The 19,219-nt window shown below is 56.8% G+C and carries 11 protein-coding genes; 10 read left to right on the forward strand and 1 reads right to left on the reverse strand.

Annotation, left to right across the window (positions count from 1 at the left end):
* Positions 1-7 precede the first annotated feature (7 nt).
* Both eno and LC059_RS15165 read left to right on the forward strand, forming a co-directional pair.
* Entirely contained in the window at positions 8-1,294 is a 1,287-nt protein-coding gene (gene eno / locus LC059_RS15160) for a phosphopyruvate hydratase (RefSeq protein ID WP_226704711.1), read from the forward strand.
* Entirely contained in the window at positions 1,295-2,317 is a 1,023-nt protein-coding gene (locus LC059_RS15165; protein WP_226704712.1) for a phosphotransferase, read from the forward strand.
* Between the two features lie 109 nt (positions 2,318-2,426).
* Here LC059_RS15165 and LC059_RS15170 read toward each other — a convergent pair whose 3' ends face one another.
* Positions 2,427-5,021, reverse strand: coding sequence for a hypothetical protein (locus LC059_RS15170; protein WP_226704713.1), 2,595 nt, complete (start codon positions 5,019-5,021; stop codon positions 2,427-2,429).
* A gap of 226 nt (positions 5,022-5,247) precedes the next feature.
* On the opposite strand from LC059_RS15170, the gene LC059_RS15175 reads away from it, so the two are divergent.
* The 8 genes from LC059_RS15175 (at position 5,248) to LC059_RS15210 (ending at position 19,080) form a co-directional block, all read left to right on the forward strand.
* On the forward strand, positions 5,248-5,997 hold the full coding sequence (locus LC059_RS15175) for a glucosamine-6-phosphate deaminase (RefSeq protein WP_226704714.1): 750 nt from the start codon (positions 5,248-5,250) through the stop codon (positions 5,995-5,997).
* A gap of 360 nt (positions 5,998-6,357) precedes the next feature.
* Positions 6,358-9,081 carry a TonB-dependent receptor gene (locus tag LC059_RS15180; RefSeq protein ID WP_226704715.1) on the forward strand — a complete coding sequence of 908 codons (2,724 nt, stop codon included), beginning with the start codon at positions 6,358-6,360 and terminating at the stop codon, positions 9,079-9,081.
* Between the two features lie 133 nt (positions 9,082-9,214).
* A complete protein-coding gene (gene uxuA, locus LC059_RS15185) occupies positions 9,215-10,396 on the forward strand; it encodes a mannonate dehydratase (protein ID WP_226704716.1) in 1,182 nt (393 codons plus the stop codon).
* 223 nt (positions 10,397-10,619) lie between these two features.
* A complete protein-coding gene (locus tag LC059_RS15190) occupies positions 10,620-11,633 on the forward strand; it encodes a sugar kinase (RefSeq protein ID WP_226704717.1) in 1,014 nt (337 codons plus the stop codon).
* Positions 11,634-11,730: 97 nt separating this feature from the next.
* Positions 11,731-12,717: a TRAP transporter substrate-binding protein gene (locus LC059_RS15195; protein WP_226704718.1), complete on the forward strand. Its 987-nt coding sequence runs from the start codon at positions 11,731-11,733 to the stop codon at positions 12,715-12,717.
* Between the two features lie 47 nt (positions 12,718-12,764).
* On the forward strand, positions 12,765-13,346 hold the full coding sequence (locus tag LC059_RS15200; RefSeq protein WP_319005117.1) for a TRAP transporter small permease: 582 nt from the start codon (positions 12,765-12,767) through the stop codon (positions 13,344-13,346).
* Positions 13,347-13,361: 15 nt separating this feature from the next.
* Positions 13,362-14,663, forward strand: coding sequence for a TRAP transporter large permease (locus LC059_RS15205; RefSeq protein ID WP_226704719.1), 1,302 nt, complete (start codon positions 13,362-13,364; stop codon positions 14,661-14,663).
* Between the two features lie 460 nt (positions 14,664-15,123).
* The gene (locus LC059_RS15210; RefSeq protein WP_226704720.1) at positions 15,124-19,080 is read left to right on the forward strand and encodes a CBM35 domain-containing protein; all 3,957 of its coding nucleotides are present in this window, start codon (positions 15,124-15,126) and stop codon (positions 19,078-19,080) included.
* The last annotated feature ends 139 nt before the right edge of the window (positions 19,081-19,219 follow it).

Below are 19,219 nucleotides of genomic sequence, written 5' to 3' on the forward strand. Positions count from 1 at the left end.
GCACAGCGTGTCGGAACTGAAAATCCGTTCTTTGGTCGGGCGTCAGGTTTGGGATAGTCGTGGTCGCCCCACAGTCGAGGCAGAAGTGCGGCTTGCCGGCGGTGGCTTTGGTCGCGCCATTGCGCCAGCTGGTGCATCCACCGGTGGCGGTGAGGCGCTGGACCTGCGCGATGGCGGCCGCCGTCTGGGCGGTTACGGGGTCAATTCCGCAGTGGCAGCCATCAACAATGTCATTGCGCCAGCGCTCGTGGGGCTGGAGTCCAGTGAGCAGGCGCTGATTGATCACACCATGATCGAGCTGGATGGCACGCGAACGCGCAGCCGGCTGGGCGGCAATGCGATGGTTGCCGTGTCGATGGCGGTTGCCCATGCAGCGGCCTCCGGTGCTGGTATGCCACTGTGGCAGTACCTCGCCGGAGAACGGGTACACCATATTCCACTGCCTGAGATCCAGATCTTTGGTGGTGGCGCGCACGCCCGCGGCTCGATGGACCTGCAGGATTTTATGGTGGTGCCATTTGGTGCTGACAGTTTCGCCCAGGGCCTGGAGTGGGTTGCCGAAGTCTACCTGGCCGCCGGGCGGATTATGGACCGGCGCGGCAAATGTGCCGGTGTCGCCGACGAGGGGGGTTACTGGCCGCTGTTCGACGACAACGAAGAGGCCATCCGGACCCTGGTCGAAGCCGTTGAGCGCGCGGGGTATGACCCGGCGACACAGGTCGGTATTTCCCTCGACATTGCTGCCAATCAGGTGCACGACGGACGGGGATACTTTCTCAAGGCGGAGCAGCGCCATCTCTGCGATGAAGAGTGGTACGAAATGATGCTGCGGTGGGTGCGGAATTACCCGGTTGTGTCCATTGAGGACCCGTTCATCGAGTCCGATCTTGTGAGTCACGCGGCATTTACCGCAGAAGTCGGTAAGCGTGTTCAGGTTATTGGAGACGACCTGCTGGTGACCAGTGCGGAACGAGTAAATGCCGCAGCGGAAGCCGGCGCCTGCAATACCCTGCTGTGTAAACCCAATCAGGCCGGGACGCTTACCGAAGCAAAACAGGCACTGGATTGCGCCCACCGGCACGGTTGGAATGTGATCGTGTCGGCCCGCTCCGGCGAGACCGAAGATACGACGATCGTAGATCTCGCCTATGGCTGGGGCGCCGGGCAATTCAAGGTGGGCTCCTTTTCCCGTTCGGAGCGCATGGCTAAATGGAACAGCATGATCCGGCTGGAAGAAGCCCTGGGTGGCAGGGCGGTCTACGCCGGCGCGGCGCCACTGCGAGTGGGCCGGTAAATGATGTTGCAACAGGTTCCAGAGTTCGTTCAGGTGGGGCTGAAAAATATGCGCTTGCTGAGCGAAGGCGAGCGCATCGAGGCCCGTTCATTAACCGGTGGTGTCTCGTCGGATATCTGGAAGGTGGATCTTATTGGTGCTGAAGGTACGCGTAGCTTTTGCATCAAGCGAGCCTTGGCCCAGTTAAAGGTCGCCGCTGATTGGCAGGCACCCGTGGAGCGCGGACACTTTGAGATTCTGTGGCTCAAGGAGGCCTTCTCCATACGGCCACAGAACATCTTAGAAATTGTGGGCGAGGATCGCCAAAGTGGCAGCTTCGCAATGGAGTACCTGCCTGCCGAGGATTATTCGAGCTGGAAACAATTGCTTGCGGGAGGTCGGGTGGACCGCGAGGTTGCCCGGGAAATCGCCTCGGCCATTGCAGCCATTCACGCACAGACCGCGGGGGATTCCCGTATTGCGTGTACTTTCGCCACCGATGATATGTTCATGTCGCTGCGACCGGATCCCTATTTCCTGACTGCCGCCAAGCGTAATCCCAAGCTTGCACCGGTGCTGCACGAATTGGTAGATCGCCTGATGCAGACCAAGCTGGCGCTGGTACACGGGGACCTGAGCCCGAAGAATATTCTGGTGGGCCCCAGCGGCCCCTTTATCGTTGACGCGGAAACCGCCTGGTATGGTGATCCCGCGTTTGACCTCGCGTTTTGCCTGAACCACCTGCTGCTCAAGTGTTTGTGGTGCCCGGTAGCCCGCGATGACTTCCTGGATGCGTTTACGGTTTTCCGTGACAGTTATGCGGAATCGGTGTGCTGGGAACCGGTGGCAGAACTGGAGCGGCGTGCGGTCAGCCTGCTTTACGCGATGATGCTGGCACGAGTAGATGGCAAATCCCCGGTTGAGTATCTCAATTGTGAGGCAGAAAAATCGCTGGTGCGTGCTTTTGCCAGTGAAGGATTGCTGGCGCCGGAAGATGGGCTGGCTGCGGTTCGGGACCGCTGGCAGCGAGTGCTGCTCGGCTGACTGCGGGTAATCGCTACGCTGGTAAGCCGAGGCGTAAAGAAATGTGCATAAGCAGAAAAGGCCGCGAGCAAAACTCGCGGCCTTTTCTGTTTTGGGGGCGTGTCCCAGCTCAGTGTCGGGCAATTTCCAAGGTGACGCGCTTGCGTGTGGGCACCTGGAGCTCGAAGGGTTTGCCGGGGCCTTCTACGGCAAATTGTTCGCCGCGGATATCCGTGTCACCTCCCTTCAGGGTCAGGCGGTAATCTCCAGCGGCAAGTTGCCATAAGCGCAGATTAATGGGGGCCTGTTCCTCGTCGCTGTTGATGAACAACTCCACCTTCAGTCGATCTTTTCCGCTGTCCCGCACCAGGGCGGAAAAACCTTCGGGCGCATCCTGCCAGGTGACTGCGGCATAGGGTGCTGAGGTGCGCACGCCGCCCGTAAGCATGCCCAGGTTTGCCGGTATGGCGTCTGTCTTGCTGATGTATACACGGTCGGTAAACAGGGCTTCGCTGGTGCGCATCGGGAAGTTGTAGCGAATGTTGTCGAGTATCGGGGTTGCGGCATCCGCGAGGTAGCGTTCGTCGCCGCTCAGACGGAATTTGGTATAGGCGCCGCCGTGTTGCATCAGCAATGCATCGTAGCGGCTGTCATCGCTAAGCAGACGCCACTGTTCGAGCACGCTCCAGAAGCCGCCCTTGGAGGCGAGCGTCGCCGCGGCCCAATCGCGGGAACCTTTCTTATAGGCCTCAGCGCTCTTGGGGTTGGATGCCAGGTGCGCGGCCACCAGATCGGCACTGGTATACAGTGGCTCAAGCAGCTCCTCGTCGCCGGTGAGCTGGGAGACAAAAAGGAGCAGGTCGTAAATCTGCTGGCCGGATTCGTGGTCCCAGTTGAAATATTCCCAGAACATATTGGCGTGGTACCAATTGGGTTCATCGCCATTGATTACACCGTCTTCTGCGCGAATCGAGGCCGGAATCAGGCCGGCGGGTTTACCCTTGGCGGTGCTCATCGCCGCCTTGTGCCAGCCTTTCGCCCACTGGTGCAGGCCGTCAATCACCGCCGTATCGCCGCTCGCCCAAGCGTAATAGACGACGGCCTTCGCGGCGCGACCATTCATAGGTACATCGCGGTTGCGAGGCGGGCGCTCGTCGATGGTATGGGCGCCGAACCAGGCTGATTTGAACAGGCGCGTGCCGTCCTCTTCCTTGGTCCAGCGCTCCAGGAAGTGGCGTGCAGAGTGAGAAAGCCGCTCTACATAGAGCGGGTCGCCAAGGTAGCTGAGTAGGGGCGCAGTGTCAGAGATCGGCTCGGAGGCGTGTTCTACGTCTTTTGGTTTCTTGAAGTAGCCGTCTTCCAGTCGGTCGCTGTGCCACACGCCGGTGGCCAGTTTCTGCCAGCCTTCCGCGGTCACCGGATCGCCGGCCAGCAGCGGCAGGGCCCACCAGCGCAGCATTTCGACGTCATCACCGTACTTGCCGCCGAGTTCACCGTTGTCATCCTGCCGTTCCTGCACCCACCAGTTGCTCAGCATGCGGGTGCGGCACAGCATTTCGCTCTGGCCAATACTCCAGGCTGGAGACATCTTCGCTGTGGACAGTTTGTCGCAGGCATCGGACTCTTCGACTTTGCCGCCGACGTACATTTTCAGCAGATTATGGCTCGGGTACTTCGCCGCGAGGTAGGCGAGGTCGGGTGCGATCCAGCCATCATAATGCTTGCCGTGGGCTTCCCTGTCGATCCAGTACAGCAGGCGGCCGCGTTGGTAGCGCGCGCGCTCGTAGAGTGGATGCGTTTCGTCAGCAGTCGCCAGGAGTCCATCAATGAGCATGATGGCCTGGTTATAGCGTCCGAACATACTCAGGCCGGTTTGTTGGCGCGCCCACTCCCAGCCGCGCAGGCCTTCGAAATATTCCTCCGCCTTGGCGAGTGCTTCGACCTGGGGTAGCCAGTAAGCTGCGAAGCGGTCGGTCCCATCCGCAGACAGGCGCGTCTTGAAGCGATTGGCGAGGGCGTCGAGAGAGACGTTGCTGTTGAATCGCCCGGCCGCTTTTAATCTCAGCATGTCCTGTGCATTTGCCAGGCTGATGTCCTGAGTGGGGGTGGACTCATGCCCGGCACGGACAAATTGCAGTCCGTTTACACGAATGTCGTCTTCGCCGCCCTTGAAGACCAATTCGAGCGCATCTTCCGTCACGGACACTTGCCCCTGCCAAAGGCGGTATTCCGGTCGCAGGCTGGTTACCGGCTCCGCGGGTCGCTCAAATTTGTGCCAGTTGAGATCCAGTGGACGGCCATTGGCTGTCACCCTGGCAGTATTCACAAACTCCAGTCCGGCTTCCATCCACAGGTTTAGTCGCCATTCGCCTCTGGGCAGGTCCACGCGAAAGCGCAGTTCCTTTGCGCCCAGGCTGTCGATAGTCAGGTCGTCGCGACTGCGTGCGAGCTCATCGCGCACGAGTAAAGTGGGCTCATTCTTGCCTGGCAGCCAGCCGTAGCCTTGCTGTGGCGTGTAACGGCTGTTGGTTTCCAGGAGCAGGCTGTCAGCAGTTTGCCGTTGCGGAGTGCCTGCATCGAAAGTCAGGGTGGCGTCATGTGCGAGCAAGTGAGCGAGCGGACTGCTGGACGTTGCTGCCAGTGCGCCCGTGGCGCCCACCGTCAACAGGCCGCTCAGGGCCATCGCAATGCGTGAGCGGGGCCGCCTTTCAAATATCGGTGTCATGCTGCTTCCTTTTATTTTCATATGTTATCAAGCCTGGAACTGATGTCTCTCTGTCGGCTGATCGCCAACTACAGATGTATGATGTACTATAACAGCACTTGTCGTTGGAGTGATCTGTTTATCGGCGAACCGTTGGATATTCTGACGACATCGGAACCTGTGCGGATAAAAAGTGATCAGTCCGCCGCCGGCATAGTGATAACAATAATGCGTGAGGAAGATATCTGTGCGTGTGCAAATTCTTGATACCGCAAGCGAGATGGCGGTATGTGCCGCTCGTGACGGCGCGGCGGCTATTCGTGCGGCTATTCGCGACCGGGGGGAGGCAACCATTGTGCTGGCAACCGGCGCAAGTCAGCTGGAAATGCTGGAGGTCCTGACCCGGGAAGCGATCGACTGGTCGCGAGTGACGGCTTTTCATCTTGATGAATATTGTGGCATCGACCGTGAACACCCAGTTAGTTTTCGTCGTTATATGAGGGAGCGCTTTACCGACCGCGTTGCGGGGTTGAAGTCTTTTACCTGGATTGACGCGGACGCGGAAGACCTTGATGCCGAGCTCATCCGTCTCGGCAGTGCGATAGAGCGGGCGCCGGTTGATGTGGCATTTATCGGTATCGGAGAGAACGGGCACTTGGCGTTCAATGAGCCCCCGGCAGATTTTCATGCGACCTCCCCCTATATACTGGTTACCCTCGACGAGGTATCGCGCCAGCAGCAGGTTAATGAGGGTTGGTTCGAACATATCGATGAGGTTCCGAAAACCGCGATATCCATGAGCCTACGCCAGATTCTGAAGGCGAAATCGATTATTTGTACCGTCCCGGATGCGCGTAAGGCCAAGGCTGTGCAGGCTGCCCTTGAGGGGGAAATTGGGCGAACGTGTCCCGCATCCATTTTGCGTGTCCACCCGGATGTTGCTCTGTACCTGGATAAGCCAGCGGCGTCGGATCTTCAGTTCTTTTTCCGCTTCTAACCATCAGTGACGGGTGGCTGTCTCAACTTCGCTTTCATGCTCTCATGTAAAAGTTCACACCACTTTTTCTGGCGCGTAATTTTGTTATTGTTCTCGCTCAGCCGGACAGTCTGAGATGGCGTATGTTGGAGGCGGTGTATTAGGAAGGGGGGCTGCTCACTGTTTGATCGGCGCGCTCGCATTCATTGTGGCCGGAATTTCCCAAAATTTTCAAAACGGGTTTGATCGGCTGTATGTAATATGCTATCAACATACATCAGTCGTATGATGACTGATGTATGTTGTGGTACGGTGATGAAGCGTCGTTAATTGGCGCAAAGCTTAATAATAATTATCAATAGATCGCCTCGGGGAGGCTCCATGTTTCCTAAATTCAAGCTAATAAATTCGACTCCCGCCCGAACTCTGCTGGCAATTTCTATTGCCTCCGCCGTGCATGCGCAGGCGCAGGAAGCCGGTACAGAATCAAAAATTGATGATCAGCTCGTTGAGGAGGTTTCCGTTGTTGGTACCCAGGCTAGCCTCCAGCGTGCGCGTGACCTGGAGCGCCAGTCCGACGTTTGGAAGAACGTGGTTGCTGCAGATGACATCGGTAACTTCCCGGACCAGAATGTTGCCGAATCACTACAGCGTCTTCCCGGCCTTTCCATTAGTCGCGATGAAGGCGAAGGTCGTAATGTGATCGTTCGCGGTCTCTCGCCTGCGTTCAATAATGTCACCATCAATGGTGTGCGCATGGGGGGCACCGGAGAGGAGTCGCGCGACAATATCGTTTCGCTCGACACTGTTCCATCCGACCTTCTCAATGGCATTGAGGTGTCCAAAGCCTCTACCCCGGATATGGATGGTGACGCCATTGCCGGTACCGTCAACCTGAAGACACTGACCGCCTTCGATCGCAAGGGTGACTCATTCGCGGTGCGTACCGAGAGCAGCTATAACGAGCGTTCCGGCAAAATGTCACCTAAGGTTTCTGGCAGCTTCACCAAGCTCTTCGATACCGCCTTCGGTGAAGATACGCTGGGTATTGCCCTGACTGGCAGCGGCTTTGAGCGGGATATCCGTCTCGACGACTTCCGGGTGGCCCGCTCCGACGGCACCGACCTGATTGCGCGGGAAACGGCCGAAGGCACCTTCTACCAGCCGCAGGAAATCGACCAGCGCCTGGAAATCGGCACCCGTACCCGCACCGGCGCAACCGCCAATATTGCATTTCGCCCGGACGAAAATAACGAGCTGTATCTCAACCTGACAGCGTCAAAGTTGCGCGACGAAGATGTCCGCGTGCAGCAGGAATGGGAAACCCGCCGTGCTTCTGGCAGTGAGATCAAGGTTATCGGCCCGAATAGCGGCGTCCTCGACGATGTAGATTTGGAAAAACAGATTTTCTACAAAGACACTACCAGCAAGAATTTCTCTGTTAGCCTTGGCGGCGAACATCTGTTCGACCAGTTTGAGCTGAGCTATCAGGTGGATCGTTCGGAAAGCAGCTATGACAACCCGCTGGGTACCCGTGGTCGTTTTCGCGAACGTGATGAGCTGATCAAATATACCGTGACCAACGACAGCGTTATGATCGACGCGACGCCGGATACCGATGATTACAGCCGAAACAAGAGTGGTGTCGATATTAGCGATCCTGCCAATTTTGCATTCGACAATATTCTCATCGACGATGTGCGGTCCGAGGATGAGATCAGCTCCGCGCGGGTGGACGGCAAGTGGAACTTCGATTTTGGTGGTAACACCGGGTACATCAAAGCAGGTATCAAGGTTCGCGATCGCAGTAAGCTGCAGGACAAAGAGCAGCTGGACATGAGCCCGGGTGATTTCGGGTTTGACGTAACCATGGCTGACATCGGTTACTTCAATCCGAAAGACACCAACCTGGATAACTTCGTATTGATTCCGGACCTGGATGCCGCTAAGGATCTCTTCTTCCAGGCGCGCGACCTGATGGTGCCAAATGGATTCAATACCAGCAATCCGAATGACGATTTCACCATTGACGAAAAGATCAATGCTGCCTATGTCATGGGGCAGTATGACTTCAGTGAAGAGTGGAGCGTTATTGCGGGTGCGCGAGTTGAACAGACAAAGCTGGAATCTGCTGGCAATATCACCGAAAGCCTCCGCACTTGCGATGACGCCGAATGCGCTATGTACACCACGACCCAGATATTGGGTGAGGACCTTGTTGAATCGCAAAGCTATTCGGATGTATTGCCCAGCGTGCACTTCCGTTATGAGCCCAGTGATGAGCTGGTGATGCGTCTGGCACTGACTACAGCGGTCAAGCGCCCAGCATTCAACGAGAACCGTCCGAATATCGCCGTTATTACCGAAGAGCAGGAGGACGGCAGTTACTCTCGCGCCTATGTCGGCGGTAATCCGAACCTCGAAACCTTGCACGCCGATCAGGTGGATTTCCTGGTTAGCTGGTACCCCAGCGAAAATCTCGCACTTTCCGGTGGCTTGTTCTACAAGGACATCACGGACTTTATCGTTCAGGGTACGCTGGAAGGGAGCACGGTAACTCAGGCCGGGTTTGGCGTTGGCGATGGTACCCAGAACGGTGGCTACGATGTTGTTACCACTTTCTTTAATGGGGAAACGGCTAAAGTACAGGGTGTCGAGCTCAACTACTTCCAGTCCTTCGCTGCCATCCCGGGAGTCTTCGTTGACGGTAACGTGACCTTTGCGGATAGTACCAGCCGCGTCGAGCAGATTCGTCCTGGCGAGACCTTCCGCCTTCCGGACCAGCCAAAGTCCGTGGGTAACCTGTCACTAGGCTACGAAAACGAGCTGATTTCGCTGCGTTTGTCCGGTAACTACGTGGGTGAAAAACTGGAGACGATTGCTTCTGATCCGGCAGCGGATGAAATTCGTGAAGCTCGCTTCTCCATGGACTTCGGAGCCCGCTATTACCTGTCGGAAACTATGAGTATTTACTTCGATGCCATCAATCTAAATGAGGCCAAAGATGTGCGTGTATTCCGCAATGGAAACAACGCACCGCGTATGTTTGAGAGCGTCCAGGATTATGGTCGAACCTTCCAGCTTGGTTTCCGCGCTAACTTCTAATTGCCTGTGAAATAAATAGCCCGTTTGGGCCAGGCGTCTCGCGTGATCGCGTCGGGCGCCTGGTTCTTCCTCCCGAAAGAAAACATTCAAGCCTTCAATGGAAGGCATACTATCGATTATTAGGAATACTCCGATGCAAGAGACGTGGCGTTGGTTTGGGCCCACCGACAGTATTTCACTGAAACATATCGCACAGGCTGGTGCGTCTGGAATTGTCAGTGCGTTGCACGAAATTCCAGCCGGAGAGCTTTGGTCGGAGCAGGATATTCGTCGCCAAAAAGATCTCATCGATTCCGAAGGGCTTACCTGGTCAGTGATCGAGAGCATTCCGGTGCATAATGATATCAAGGCGCGCAGTGGCGATTACGCACGCATGATCGAAAATTATCGCCAGTCGGTGATTAATGCCGGCAACGTAGGTATTAAAACCATCTGCTACAACTTTATGCCAGTAGTGGACTGGACGCGCACGAATCTTAATTATTCGCTTCCTAATGGTGGGCAGGCTTTGCGCTTCGAGATGGCCGATTTCGCGGCCTACGATATTCATGTATTGAATCGCCCCGGCGCCGAAGGCGACTATTCACAGGAGTTGCTGGACAAGGCCAATGCCCGCATCAAAAGCCTGGATGACGAACAGATCCTGCAGTTGGAGCGCAATATCATTGCTGGGCTGCCCGGCGGCGAGGGTTCCCATGATCGGGGCGGTATTCGCAAGACTATCCAGTTATTCAATGAGCTCGGGACCGATCGCCTGCGTGAAAACCTGTTTCTTTTTTTGCGGGAAGTCGTCCCCGCGGCGGAATCGGTCGGCGTAAAGCTGTGCGTCCATCCCGACGATCCGCCTTTCTCGCTGTTCGGATTGCCGCGCGTGGTTTCCACCGCGGACGATGCCCGCGCGATGCTGGCCGCCTGCCCCAGCCCCTCCAACGGCCTCACCATGTGTGCCGGTTCATTTGGCGCCCGCGGAGATAATGACCTGGTGGCCATGTGTCGTGAGTTTGCGGACCGAATCTACTTTGTACATTTGCGCAATGTTATCCGTGAAGCGGACGGTTCCTTCTACGAATCCGATCACCTGGCGGGCGACAACGATATGGTTGGCCTGATACAGGCATTGTTGGAAGAGGAGTCACGTCGACGTAAAACTGGAGACGGCGAGGAAATCCCCATGCGTCCGGACCACGGACACCTTCTGGCGGATGAGCTGAAAGATGGCTCTTCCAAGCCAGGGTACTCCTATGTCGGTAGGCTCAAGGGGCTCGCGGAATTGCGCGGTGTTATTCATACATTGAATAGTCTCGGCCGATTTTGATTCTGAGTTTCCAATTTTGGCTAGCCTGAACGCTACTGTGGTTTCTGCTCGGTTTAGCCATATAGCTTCAACTTGTTCGCGCCGAATCGAGCTTGCCGCTTCAACCAGGGTCTCATAGCGGGTTCCATCATGGGTGTTCGTTTCGATTGCCTTATAGAGTATGATTGGTTATACCTTTATGAAATATTGGTAAGGCCTTTCATTTGTAATTACAGGGCTATCGATGATAAATACAACAGAGGTGGGCGCCGTGAAACTGGCAGCACTGGGAGAAGTAATGGTGGAACTGGCGCCGCAGGCGTCGGTTCAGGGACAGGCCGATGGCGGCAGGCCGCTGCTGGCGCAATCGTACGCTGGCGATACCTATAACACCGCGGTGTACATCGCCCGCGGTGGCGTCAGTGTGAGCTACGTAACGCTACTCGGCGATGACCCGTACAGTGAGGAAGTGCTCACACGCCTTGCTGCCGAGGGCATTGATACCTCGGCCATCGCCCGCCTGCCCGGCCGCTGTCCCGGCCTCTACATGATCCAGAACACCCCCGATGGTGAGCGCTACTTTACCTACTGGCGCGGCGAGGCCCCTGCGCGGGAGCTGTTTGCCGACCCCACGCGGCGCGAGGCGCTCAAAAATCATCTGTTGCAGATGGACTGCCTGTACCTGTCCGGTATCACCCTTGCCATCATGAGTGCCGAAGCTCGCGCCGAGCTGCTGGCCTTCCTGGCGGCGTATCGCGCCCAGGGCGGTTGGGTTGCCTTCGACAGCAACTATCGCCCGCGCCTGTGGGCGTCCGCGGATGCCGCGCGGGAAGTGGTTGCGCAGTTCCTGCAGCAGGCAGACATGGCGTTGCTGACCTTCGAAGACGAGCAGGCCCTGTGGGGTGACAAGCGCCCGGGGAGCTGCGTGAAGCGCAATTCCGGCTTCGGCGTAACGGAGCTGGTGATCAAGCGCGGTGCCGAGCCTGTGTTGCTGCAGGTCGACGGGGCGCTTACCGCCATCGATGTGCCGCCGGTCAGCAGTGTGGTGGACACCACCGGCGCCGGGGACTCGTTCAATGCCGGTTACTTGGCGGCACGCCTGCAAGGCGCAAGCCCGGAGCAGTCAATCGCTGCCGGCAACCGCTGCGCCGCCCGGGTGATCGGCCACCGCGGCGCGATCATTCCGCGCGCTGACTATATGACGGCCCAGCAAATTCAAGATTGCACAGGCAGTGCGCAAGTTGTTACGATGGTATGACCAATCTGGTCTGCCGCCGGGTGATCGTGCTCGTTGAAGCGGCAAATCAGAAAACCTGTACCCGATAAGAAATAAATCGCAGGTCACAATGATGATAATGAGAAGATTTTGGCGGCAGTTCCGCACTGCGGCCTTGGCTGGCGCTACGCTATTTCTCGCCAGCTGTGGTTTCCAGGAAGACCAGGTTGCCTTGAAGCTCGCGCATACCCTGGATCAGCAGCACTCCGTACACCGCGCCATGGTGTTTATGGATGAGCGGCTGCGGGAACTGTCCGGTGATTCCATGCGCATCGATATCTATTCCGGTGGCCAGCTGGGCAGCGAGCGCGAATTGATTGAACTGCTGCAGATCGGCAGCCTGGCCATGACCAAAGTCTCCGCCAGCCCCATGGAGGGCTTCGTGCCGGAGATGAAGGTGTTCAATCTTCCCTACGTATTCCGCGATTCCGAACACTTCTGGAATGTACTGCAGAGCCCCATCGGCAAACAGCTGCTGGTGGCCTGCGAGCGCGCCCGCCTGCGCGGCCTGGGCTATCTGGATGCCGGCAGCCGCAGCTTCTACATGAACGACATTGCAGTGCATAGCCCGGCAGACCTGAACGGCCAGAAGATCCGCGTGCAGAACAGCCAGACCGCGATCAAGATGGTGAATACCCTCGGCGGCGCCGCGACGCCGGTAAGCTGGGGTGAGCTGTACACCGCGCTGCAGCAGGGCGTGGTCAACGGTGCCGAGAACAACCCGCCGAGTTTCTACCTCTCCAAACACTACGAAGTGTCCAAGTACTACACCCTGGACGAGCACACCTATGTACCGGACCTGCTGCTGATCAGCACCGAGGTTTGGAACAAGCTGGAGCCGCAACAGCAGGCCTGGCTGAACCAGGCGGTCGATGAGGCGGTGGCCTACCAGCGCACCTTGTGGCAGGAGTCCACCGAGGAGTCCCTGGCCGCAGTCAAGGCGGCCGGTGTGGAAGTGATCTACCCGGACAAGCAGCCATTTATCGATGCGGTGAAGCCGCTGCACGACAGCTACCAGGGCACCGAAGTCGGTGAGCTGCTGGACCAGATCAAAGCCATTAACTAATTGTTCAGAATAAAAGCCCACTAGAAAAATAACAGTGGAAGGCAAAGATGATGCAGAAAATTGAAAAGGCCCTGGGCCTTGTGCTGGGTGCGCTGCTGGCACTGATGGTGCTGGACGTGACCTGGCAGATCCTTACCCGCTTCCTGCCCATGCAGCCAAGCTCCTACACCGAAGAGGTGGCGCGCTACCTGCTGGTTTGGATCGGGCTGCTCGGCGGTGCCTACGCCTACCGCAAACGGTCTCACCTGGGAATCGACCTGCTGAGCAACGCCCTGCACGGCGCTAAGCGCCGTGCGCTGCAGATTTTCGTGGTGCTGGTGTGCTTCGCCTTTGCCGCCTCTGCCATGGTTTACGGCGGTGCCAAGCTGATGCTGCTCACGTTTGAGTTGGAGCAGACTTCCGCGGCACTGAACCTGCCTATGGGTTATGTGTACAGCGTGTTGCCGATATCCGGTCTGCTGATCTGTCTCTTCTCCATCGACCATCTGATTGAACTGGTGAACGCGAAAGAAGAGCTGCCCACCGAGTTTGATTCGGACGTGCACCCGTATAGCGACGACGCAGAAGTGCAGGGCGCCCCGGTGCAGAAAGAAAAACAAAAGCAGCCCGAAGCTGCCGTCGAAGCCTAAGCGAGGAGAAACATCGTGGAAGTTGCAGTTCTGGTATTGCTGGTCAGTTTTCTGATCCTTCTCGCCCTGAATGTTCCCATTTCCGTCAGTATTGGTGCCGCCACCGTGCTCACCATGCTGTGCACCATTGATTTTGACCCGGCCATGATCACCATGGCTCAGCGTATGGCCAGCGGTATCGACAGCTTTGCGCTGCTCGCGATACCGTTCTTTATCTTCTCCGGTATGTTGATGGGCAGCGGCGGTATCGCCCGACGCATTATCGACTTCGCCAAGGTGTTAGTCGGTATGCTCCCCGGCGGCCTGGCGTTCGTGAATATCATCAGCTGTACCCTGTTCGGTTCCATTTCCGGTTCTGCGGTAGCCGCCACCTCGGCCATCGGCGGCTTTATGATTCCGTCCATGACCAAGGCGGGTTACGACAAGAACTTCAACACCGCGGTTACCGTGGCTTCCTCCACCACCGGTCTGTTGATTCCGCCGAGCAATATTCTCATCGTATTCTCCCTGGCCTCCGGTGGCGTATCCATCGCTGCACTGTTTATTGCCGGTTACCTGCCGGGCCTGCTGCTGGCGCTGGGTCTGATGATGGTGTGCGGGCTGTGGGCAAAAGCCAAAGGCTACCCGGTGGGTGAGAAACCCACCCTGAAGGAAGCCTTCGAAAAAACCATCGATGCCGTACCCAGCCTGTTCCTGATCTTTATCGTGATCGGCGGCATCATCAGCGGCTTCTTCACCGCCACCGAGGCCAGTGCGATTGCGGTGCTCTACTCACTGCTGCTGTCCTGTGTGGTGTACAAGGAAGTGAAGCTGAATCAATTGCCGGCGCTGCTGACCAAGTCGGTCGAGACCACGGCGATTGTGATGTTCCTGATAGCCGCGTCTTCCGCGATGTCCTGGATCATGTCTTACCAGAATATTCCGCAGACCATCAGTCAGGCGCTGATCACCCTGAGCGACAACCCGCTGCTGATCCTGCTCACCATCAACCTGATTCTGCTGGCGGTGGGTGCCTTTATGGACATGACCCCGGCAGTGCTGATCTTTACCCCGATCTTCCTGCCGGTCGTGGTGGAGCTGGGGATGTCGCCCCTCCAGTTCGGTATCGTGATGATCCTGAACCTGTGTATCGGCCTGTGCACGCCGCCCGTGGGCAGTGTGTTGTTCGTGGGGGCCAGTATTTCCAAAACATCAATCACGGCGTTGATTCGCCCGCTGTTGCCCATGTACCTCATGATGTTTGTGGTGCTGGCGCTGGTCACCCTGGTGCCGGCAATCAGCGAGTTTCTGCCGCGCGCGCTGGGCTTGATTGAGTAACTATCCGTGGGCGCTTCCCTAATTATTCAAAAGAATTAAAGCGCGCCAGTTGTATTGAATACCTTTCACTGATTTCCTCGCATCATCATCAGGATGGCATTGCCGGGCTTTTTAGCCCGGCTTTTTTTTGCGTGTCTTTTAAGGGCAATTGGCGGCCATTGCCACGCCATGCATTGGCGCGAACCCACATTTCAGTGGAATTGGCTTAACACGACGTGAAACAGGCTTTACACGTGCGCACAAGGTGGTTAACCTTCGGTTCGATATTTGGTATTGCCAATTAATAAAAATATAGAGTGTTGGCTTTACAGGCCAGTTTGGCCAAATATCGGGCGGACCCCGCAGTATCTGCCGCCCACAGCGATGATGATTGGTCCGTACCTCCCTGCAAGCTGTTCCTCGGGTCCTGCTCCGTGACCGATCGTCTTGATCGAAGCCAAAAATAAAAACGGAAGGTCACATGCAAATCAAGCTGAAGAGAGCAGCGATGCTAAGTGCATTGCTGGGCTGCTTCGCGGCCGCGGAAGTCTCCGCACAGGCCACGGGGTTTGCCACCCAAAACGGCGGTACCACCGGCGGTGCCGGCGGCAATGTGGTGTATGCCACTACCGGTACCGAAATACACGCGGCGCTGTGTAATCGCGCCTCCAGTGATACGCCGATCATCATTCACGTCGAAGGCACCATCAACCACGGCAATACCACCAAGGTATCCGGTGACAGCTGTAATACCGCCGAAGACAAGATCGAAATCAAGGACGTCAGCAACGTTTCCATCATCGGGGTCGGCAGCGGTGCGCTGTTCGATGAGCTGGGAATCCATCTGCGCAGTGCGTCCAACATTATTTTGCAGAACCTGCACGTGCGGAATGTGAAAAAGTCCGGTTCACCGACTTCCAACGGTGGCGATGCCATTGGTATGGAGAGCAACGTCTACAACGTGTGGGCGGACCACCTCACTCTGGAGGCTTCCGGTGGAGAGAGTGAGGGCTACGATGCGCTCTTCGACATGAAAGCGGAGACCAAGTACGTAACCCTTTCCTACAGTATTCTTCGCAACTCCGGCCGCGGTGGTCTTGTGGGTTCCAGTGACAGCGACAGCAATAATGGTCCGGTCACTTTCCACCACAACCTGTATGAAAATATCGATTCCCGTACACCGCTGTTGCGCCATGCAACCGCGCACGCGTTCAATAACCATTACACGGGTATCACCAAATCCGGTATGAACCCGCGTATCGGCGGGGAAATGAAAGCCGAGAACAACTACTTCGAGAACTCGCAGGATCCGCTCGGCACTTTCTATACCGATGACATGGGCTACTGGGAGGTAAGTGGCAACATCTGGTCCAACATTACCTGGACTGCAGATAGCGACGACAACCATCCCGCCGGACCCAATCCGGTGTCCACCACCTCCATCAGTATTCCCTACAGCTATCAACTGTGTGACGCTAACCTGGTCCCCCAGATTGTCGCAGCCACTGCCGGCGCCAACACCGGCATGCAGGTGGCAGATGCCAGCTGCTCCGGAGGCTCTTCCAGTAGCTCCAGTTCCTCCGGTGGCAGTAGCTCCAGCTCGTCAGGTGGAAGTTCCTCGAGCAGCTCTTCTTCCAGTTCTTCTTCGAGTTCATCCTCAAGCAGCTCGGGCGGCAGTGGTTCAGGCGGCGGTGAGCTGGGTCCCAACCTGGCGCTAAGCGGTGATGCCGATGGGTCCAGTAAGGGCGGCGGTTCCAGCTACGGTAATGCGGTGGATGGTGACCTGGCCAGCTACTGGCAACCGAGTTCCACAAGTGGCGAGCGCATTTCTGCGAAGAACTTCGGTGACAATTTCAACACCGTCATCATTCGTGAAATCGGCAACAATGCGCAGGCGTGGCGGCTGGTCAACAATGATAACGGTGCAGAGCTCGCCTCGGGTAATGGTATCGGTTCCGCGCTGCAGGTTTACCTCGGTGACGTGAGCATGAGCAAGATCAATCTGATGATTGATAGTGCCAGCAGTGATCCGCAGATTGCTGAGTTCGAAATCTACAATGCGACCGGCAGTGGTTCTTCTTCCGGTGGCAGTTCCTCGTCCTCCTCCAGTTCTTCGTCCTCGGGCGGCTCCTCATCTTCCGGCGCGGGCAGTGTCACCCTGAGTGTTTCCGTAAACGGAAGCAATGCAAACCTGAACTGGAATGTAAGCAACATCGATGTGCGCACCCAGGAGATTTATCGCGATACAGATCCTGATCCCAGCGGTCGTTTGCGAATTGCCAGCAGTGTTCTCGGCAACAGTTATACCGACACAGGTCTGGCGGATGGTACCTACTACTACTGGGTAAAAATCACCGATCAGGATCTGGTCGTTTACAACTCCAATGGTGATGATGCCGTCATCAACACAGCGCCGATTACTCTGGTGTTGCAGGAGAGCGAAGCGGGTTTCTGTTCCGTGGATGGTGCGCTTGAATCGGAACACAGCGGTTATACCGGCAGCGGCTACGCCAATACCGACAATGACAGCGGCATGGGTGTTGACTGGTCCGTGGTTGTGCCGAGCGCCGGCAATTACACCTTGCAGTGGCGCTACGCCAACGGTGGCAGTGATCGCCCGGCAAACGTGCTGGTGAACACCGGTACCCAGACCAGCGTCAGCATGGGCGGTACCGGAGCCTGGGGTAACTATGCCGACAGCGGTGCCATAACTGTGTGGCTGAACGCCGGGTATAACGAGATTCGCCTGGAAGCTACCGGCAGCAGCGGCCTCGCGAACATCGACAGCCTGTCTGTTACTGGTGCGGCTCCGGTGGCGGGGGATTGCGCCGGTGGAAGCGGTTCCTCTTCCGGCGGTAGCTCTTCGAGTAGCTCCAGTTCTTCTGGTGGCACCAGCAGTTCCAGCAGCAGCTCTTCCTCCGGTGGTACCAGCAGCTCATCCTCCTCTGGCGGTACCAGCAGTTCGAGCTCTTCTTCAAGCGGTGGTACCTCTTCTTCCGGGGGAGCCTTCCCGTCTCCGGAAGTGAGCAATGCCTGTTACATTCTGGCTACCGATCCAAACGTTAACTGGCGTGACTCTGCGGAGCTGACCACGGATCAGGAAATTGTCGAGTGTCTATCGGTCACCCTTGGCCGTGCGGTCGGCTACGGTGAAAACGCCATGGGTGGTTACGACCCGAACGGTAACAGCCAGCTGACGGTGATCACTAAGAATGACCCGCAAGGTCGCAGCGTCGAGCAGCAGCTTCTGGATGCGGTAACCGGTGATAGCCACAACTGGATTGTGTTCGACAAGTTCGATTTCGCGAGCGAAACGGAGATCTCCATGCACCGCAACCACTGCGCAGACAGTACCGTGCAGGCGGCGATTGGAGGCACAGAAGCCCAGTGTATCGACTACCGCCAGTGGTGCGCCGATAACGGCTACTCGGGTGATGCCTGTCAGGTGGAGTTCTTCAACAACCGTCTGAACGATAGCGCCCTGCCGATTCGAAATACCAAGATTGGCTCCCACAAAACCCTGGATGGTCGACTGAGCAACGGTTACTTCCGCTTCAATGGTTTTGCCATTGGTGCAGACAGTAGCGGTCAGCCGACACAGACTGCCGAGAGCGTGATCCTAACCCACCTGGACTTCCGTGGTGCTGGCCACACCGAAGACCACGGCCTGGATCCGGACATGATCCGCAACACCGGTGCGTCTCACGATATCTGGATTCACAAAAATACCTTCGACACTACTGGTGACGCAGCGTTTGATGTGAAGGTGGGTGCCTACGACATCACTATTTCGTTCAATAAGTTGATCAATGTGAAGCGCGCTGCACTGCACGGTTCCAGTGACAGTCGAACCATCAACGAGCAGATCACTACCACAATGCACCACAATGCATTTGTCACCACGGACGATCATTACGACTCCCTGGGTAATACCCTGCGTCGTATACCGCTCATCCGTCGCGGTACGTCGCATATGTTCGATAACTTCTTTATGAACTATCGCAAAGACGTACTGAGTGTTCGCGTCGGCGCAACGGTCTTGTGGGAAGACAACACCTTCATGATCAATGCGATTCATCAGGAAAAGGATGACATTAATGCATGGCTGGTAGAGCGCGGATCGCAGTTGGCCCGCGATGTAGCCGATGGCAATTTCCGCAGCGACGGCAGTCTCGTCTGGTTGTCCGATGGCGCCTGTAATCTGGACTCTTCGATGGATTACACCATTACCGACAGCTCCGGCTCCGTGGCCGACCTCTCGCTGAACTACTCACAGTACTCACGCGATGTGATTGCGAGCGAGCGTCGCCCTGCCGGTCAGGCATTGGCGGACTACGTGATCGCTACGGCGGGTAATGGTGGAGAAATTCCATTTAACTCACCGCTGGGCTATGACCAGAACTACGTGATTGGCCTTGGCGGCGCCAGCTGCCAGTGAATACGCCAATTGGAGTGATTTGGCATTAAGTCGCAACCCATCCGCTTTAGGGCGGATGGTTTTTTTTGTGCAGAAAAGAAATTTTCATGAGGTTCATTTGTCTTGCCGTATCTCTAAAGGGGGAGTTTCAGGCGGCAGG

Source organism: Microbulbifer elongatus, from assembly GCF_020524885.1.
Taxonomy (GTDB): domain Bacteria; phylum Pseudomonadota; class Gammaproteobacteria; order Pseudomonadales; family Cellvibrionaceae; genus Microbulbifer; species Microbulbifer elongatus_A.

What these genes read in the sequence shown, in the direction of transcription:
- LC059_RS15165 (WP_226704712.1), top strand. Translation starts at nt 1,295, where the DNA reads ATGATGTTGCAACAGGTTCCAGAGTTCGTTCAGGTGGGGCTGAAAAAT.
- LC059_RS15195 (WP_226704718.1), top strand. Translation starts at nt 11,731, where the DNA reads ATGAGAAGATTTTGGCGGCAGTTCCGCACTGCGGCCTTGGCTGGCGCT.
- uxuA (WP_226704716.1), top strand. Translation starts at nt 9,215, where the DNA reads ATGCAAGAGACGTGGCGTTGGTTTGGGCCCACCGACAGTATTTCACTG.
- LC059_RS15210 (WP_226704720.1), top strand. Translation starts at nt 15,124, where the DNA reads ATGCAAATCAAGCTGAAGAGAGCAGCGATGCTAAGTGCATTGCTGGGC.
- LC059_RS15180 (WP_226704715.1), top strand. Translation starts at nt 6,358, where the DNA reads ATGTTTCCTAAATTCAAGCTAATAAATTCGACTCCCGCCCGAACTCTG.
- LC059_RS15200 (WP_319005117.1), top strand. Translation starts at nt 12,765, where the DNA reads ATGATGCAGAAAATTGAAAAGGCCCTGGGCCTTGTGCTGGGTGCGCTG.
- LC059_RS15170 (WP_226704713.1), bottom strand. Translation starts at nt 5,021, where the DNA reads ATGACACCGATATTTGAAAGGCGGCCCCGCTCACGCATTGCGATGGCC.
- LC059_RS15190 (WP_226704717.1), top strand. Translation starts at nt 10,620, where the DNA reads ATGATAAATACAACAGAGGTGGGCGCCGTGAAACTGGCAGCACTGGGA.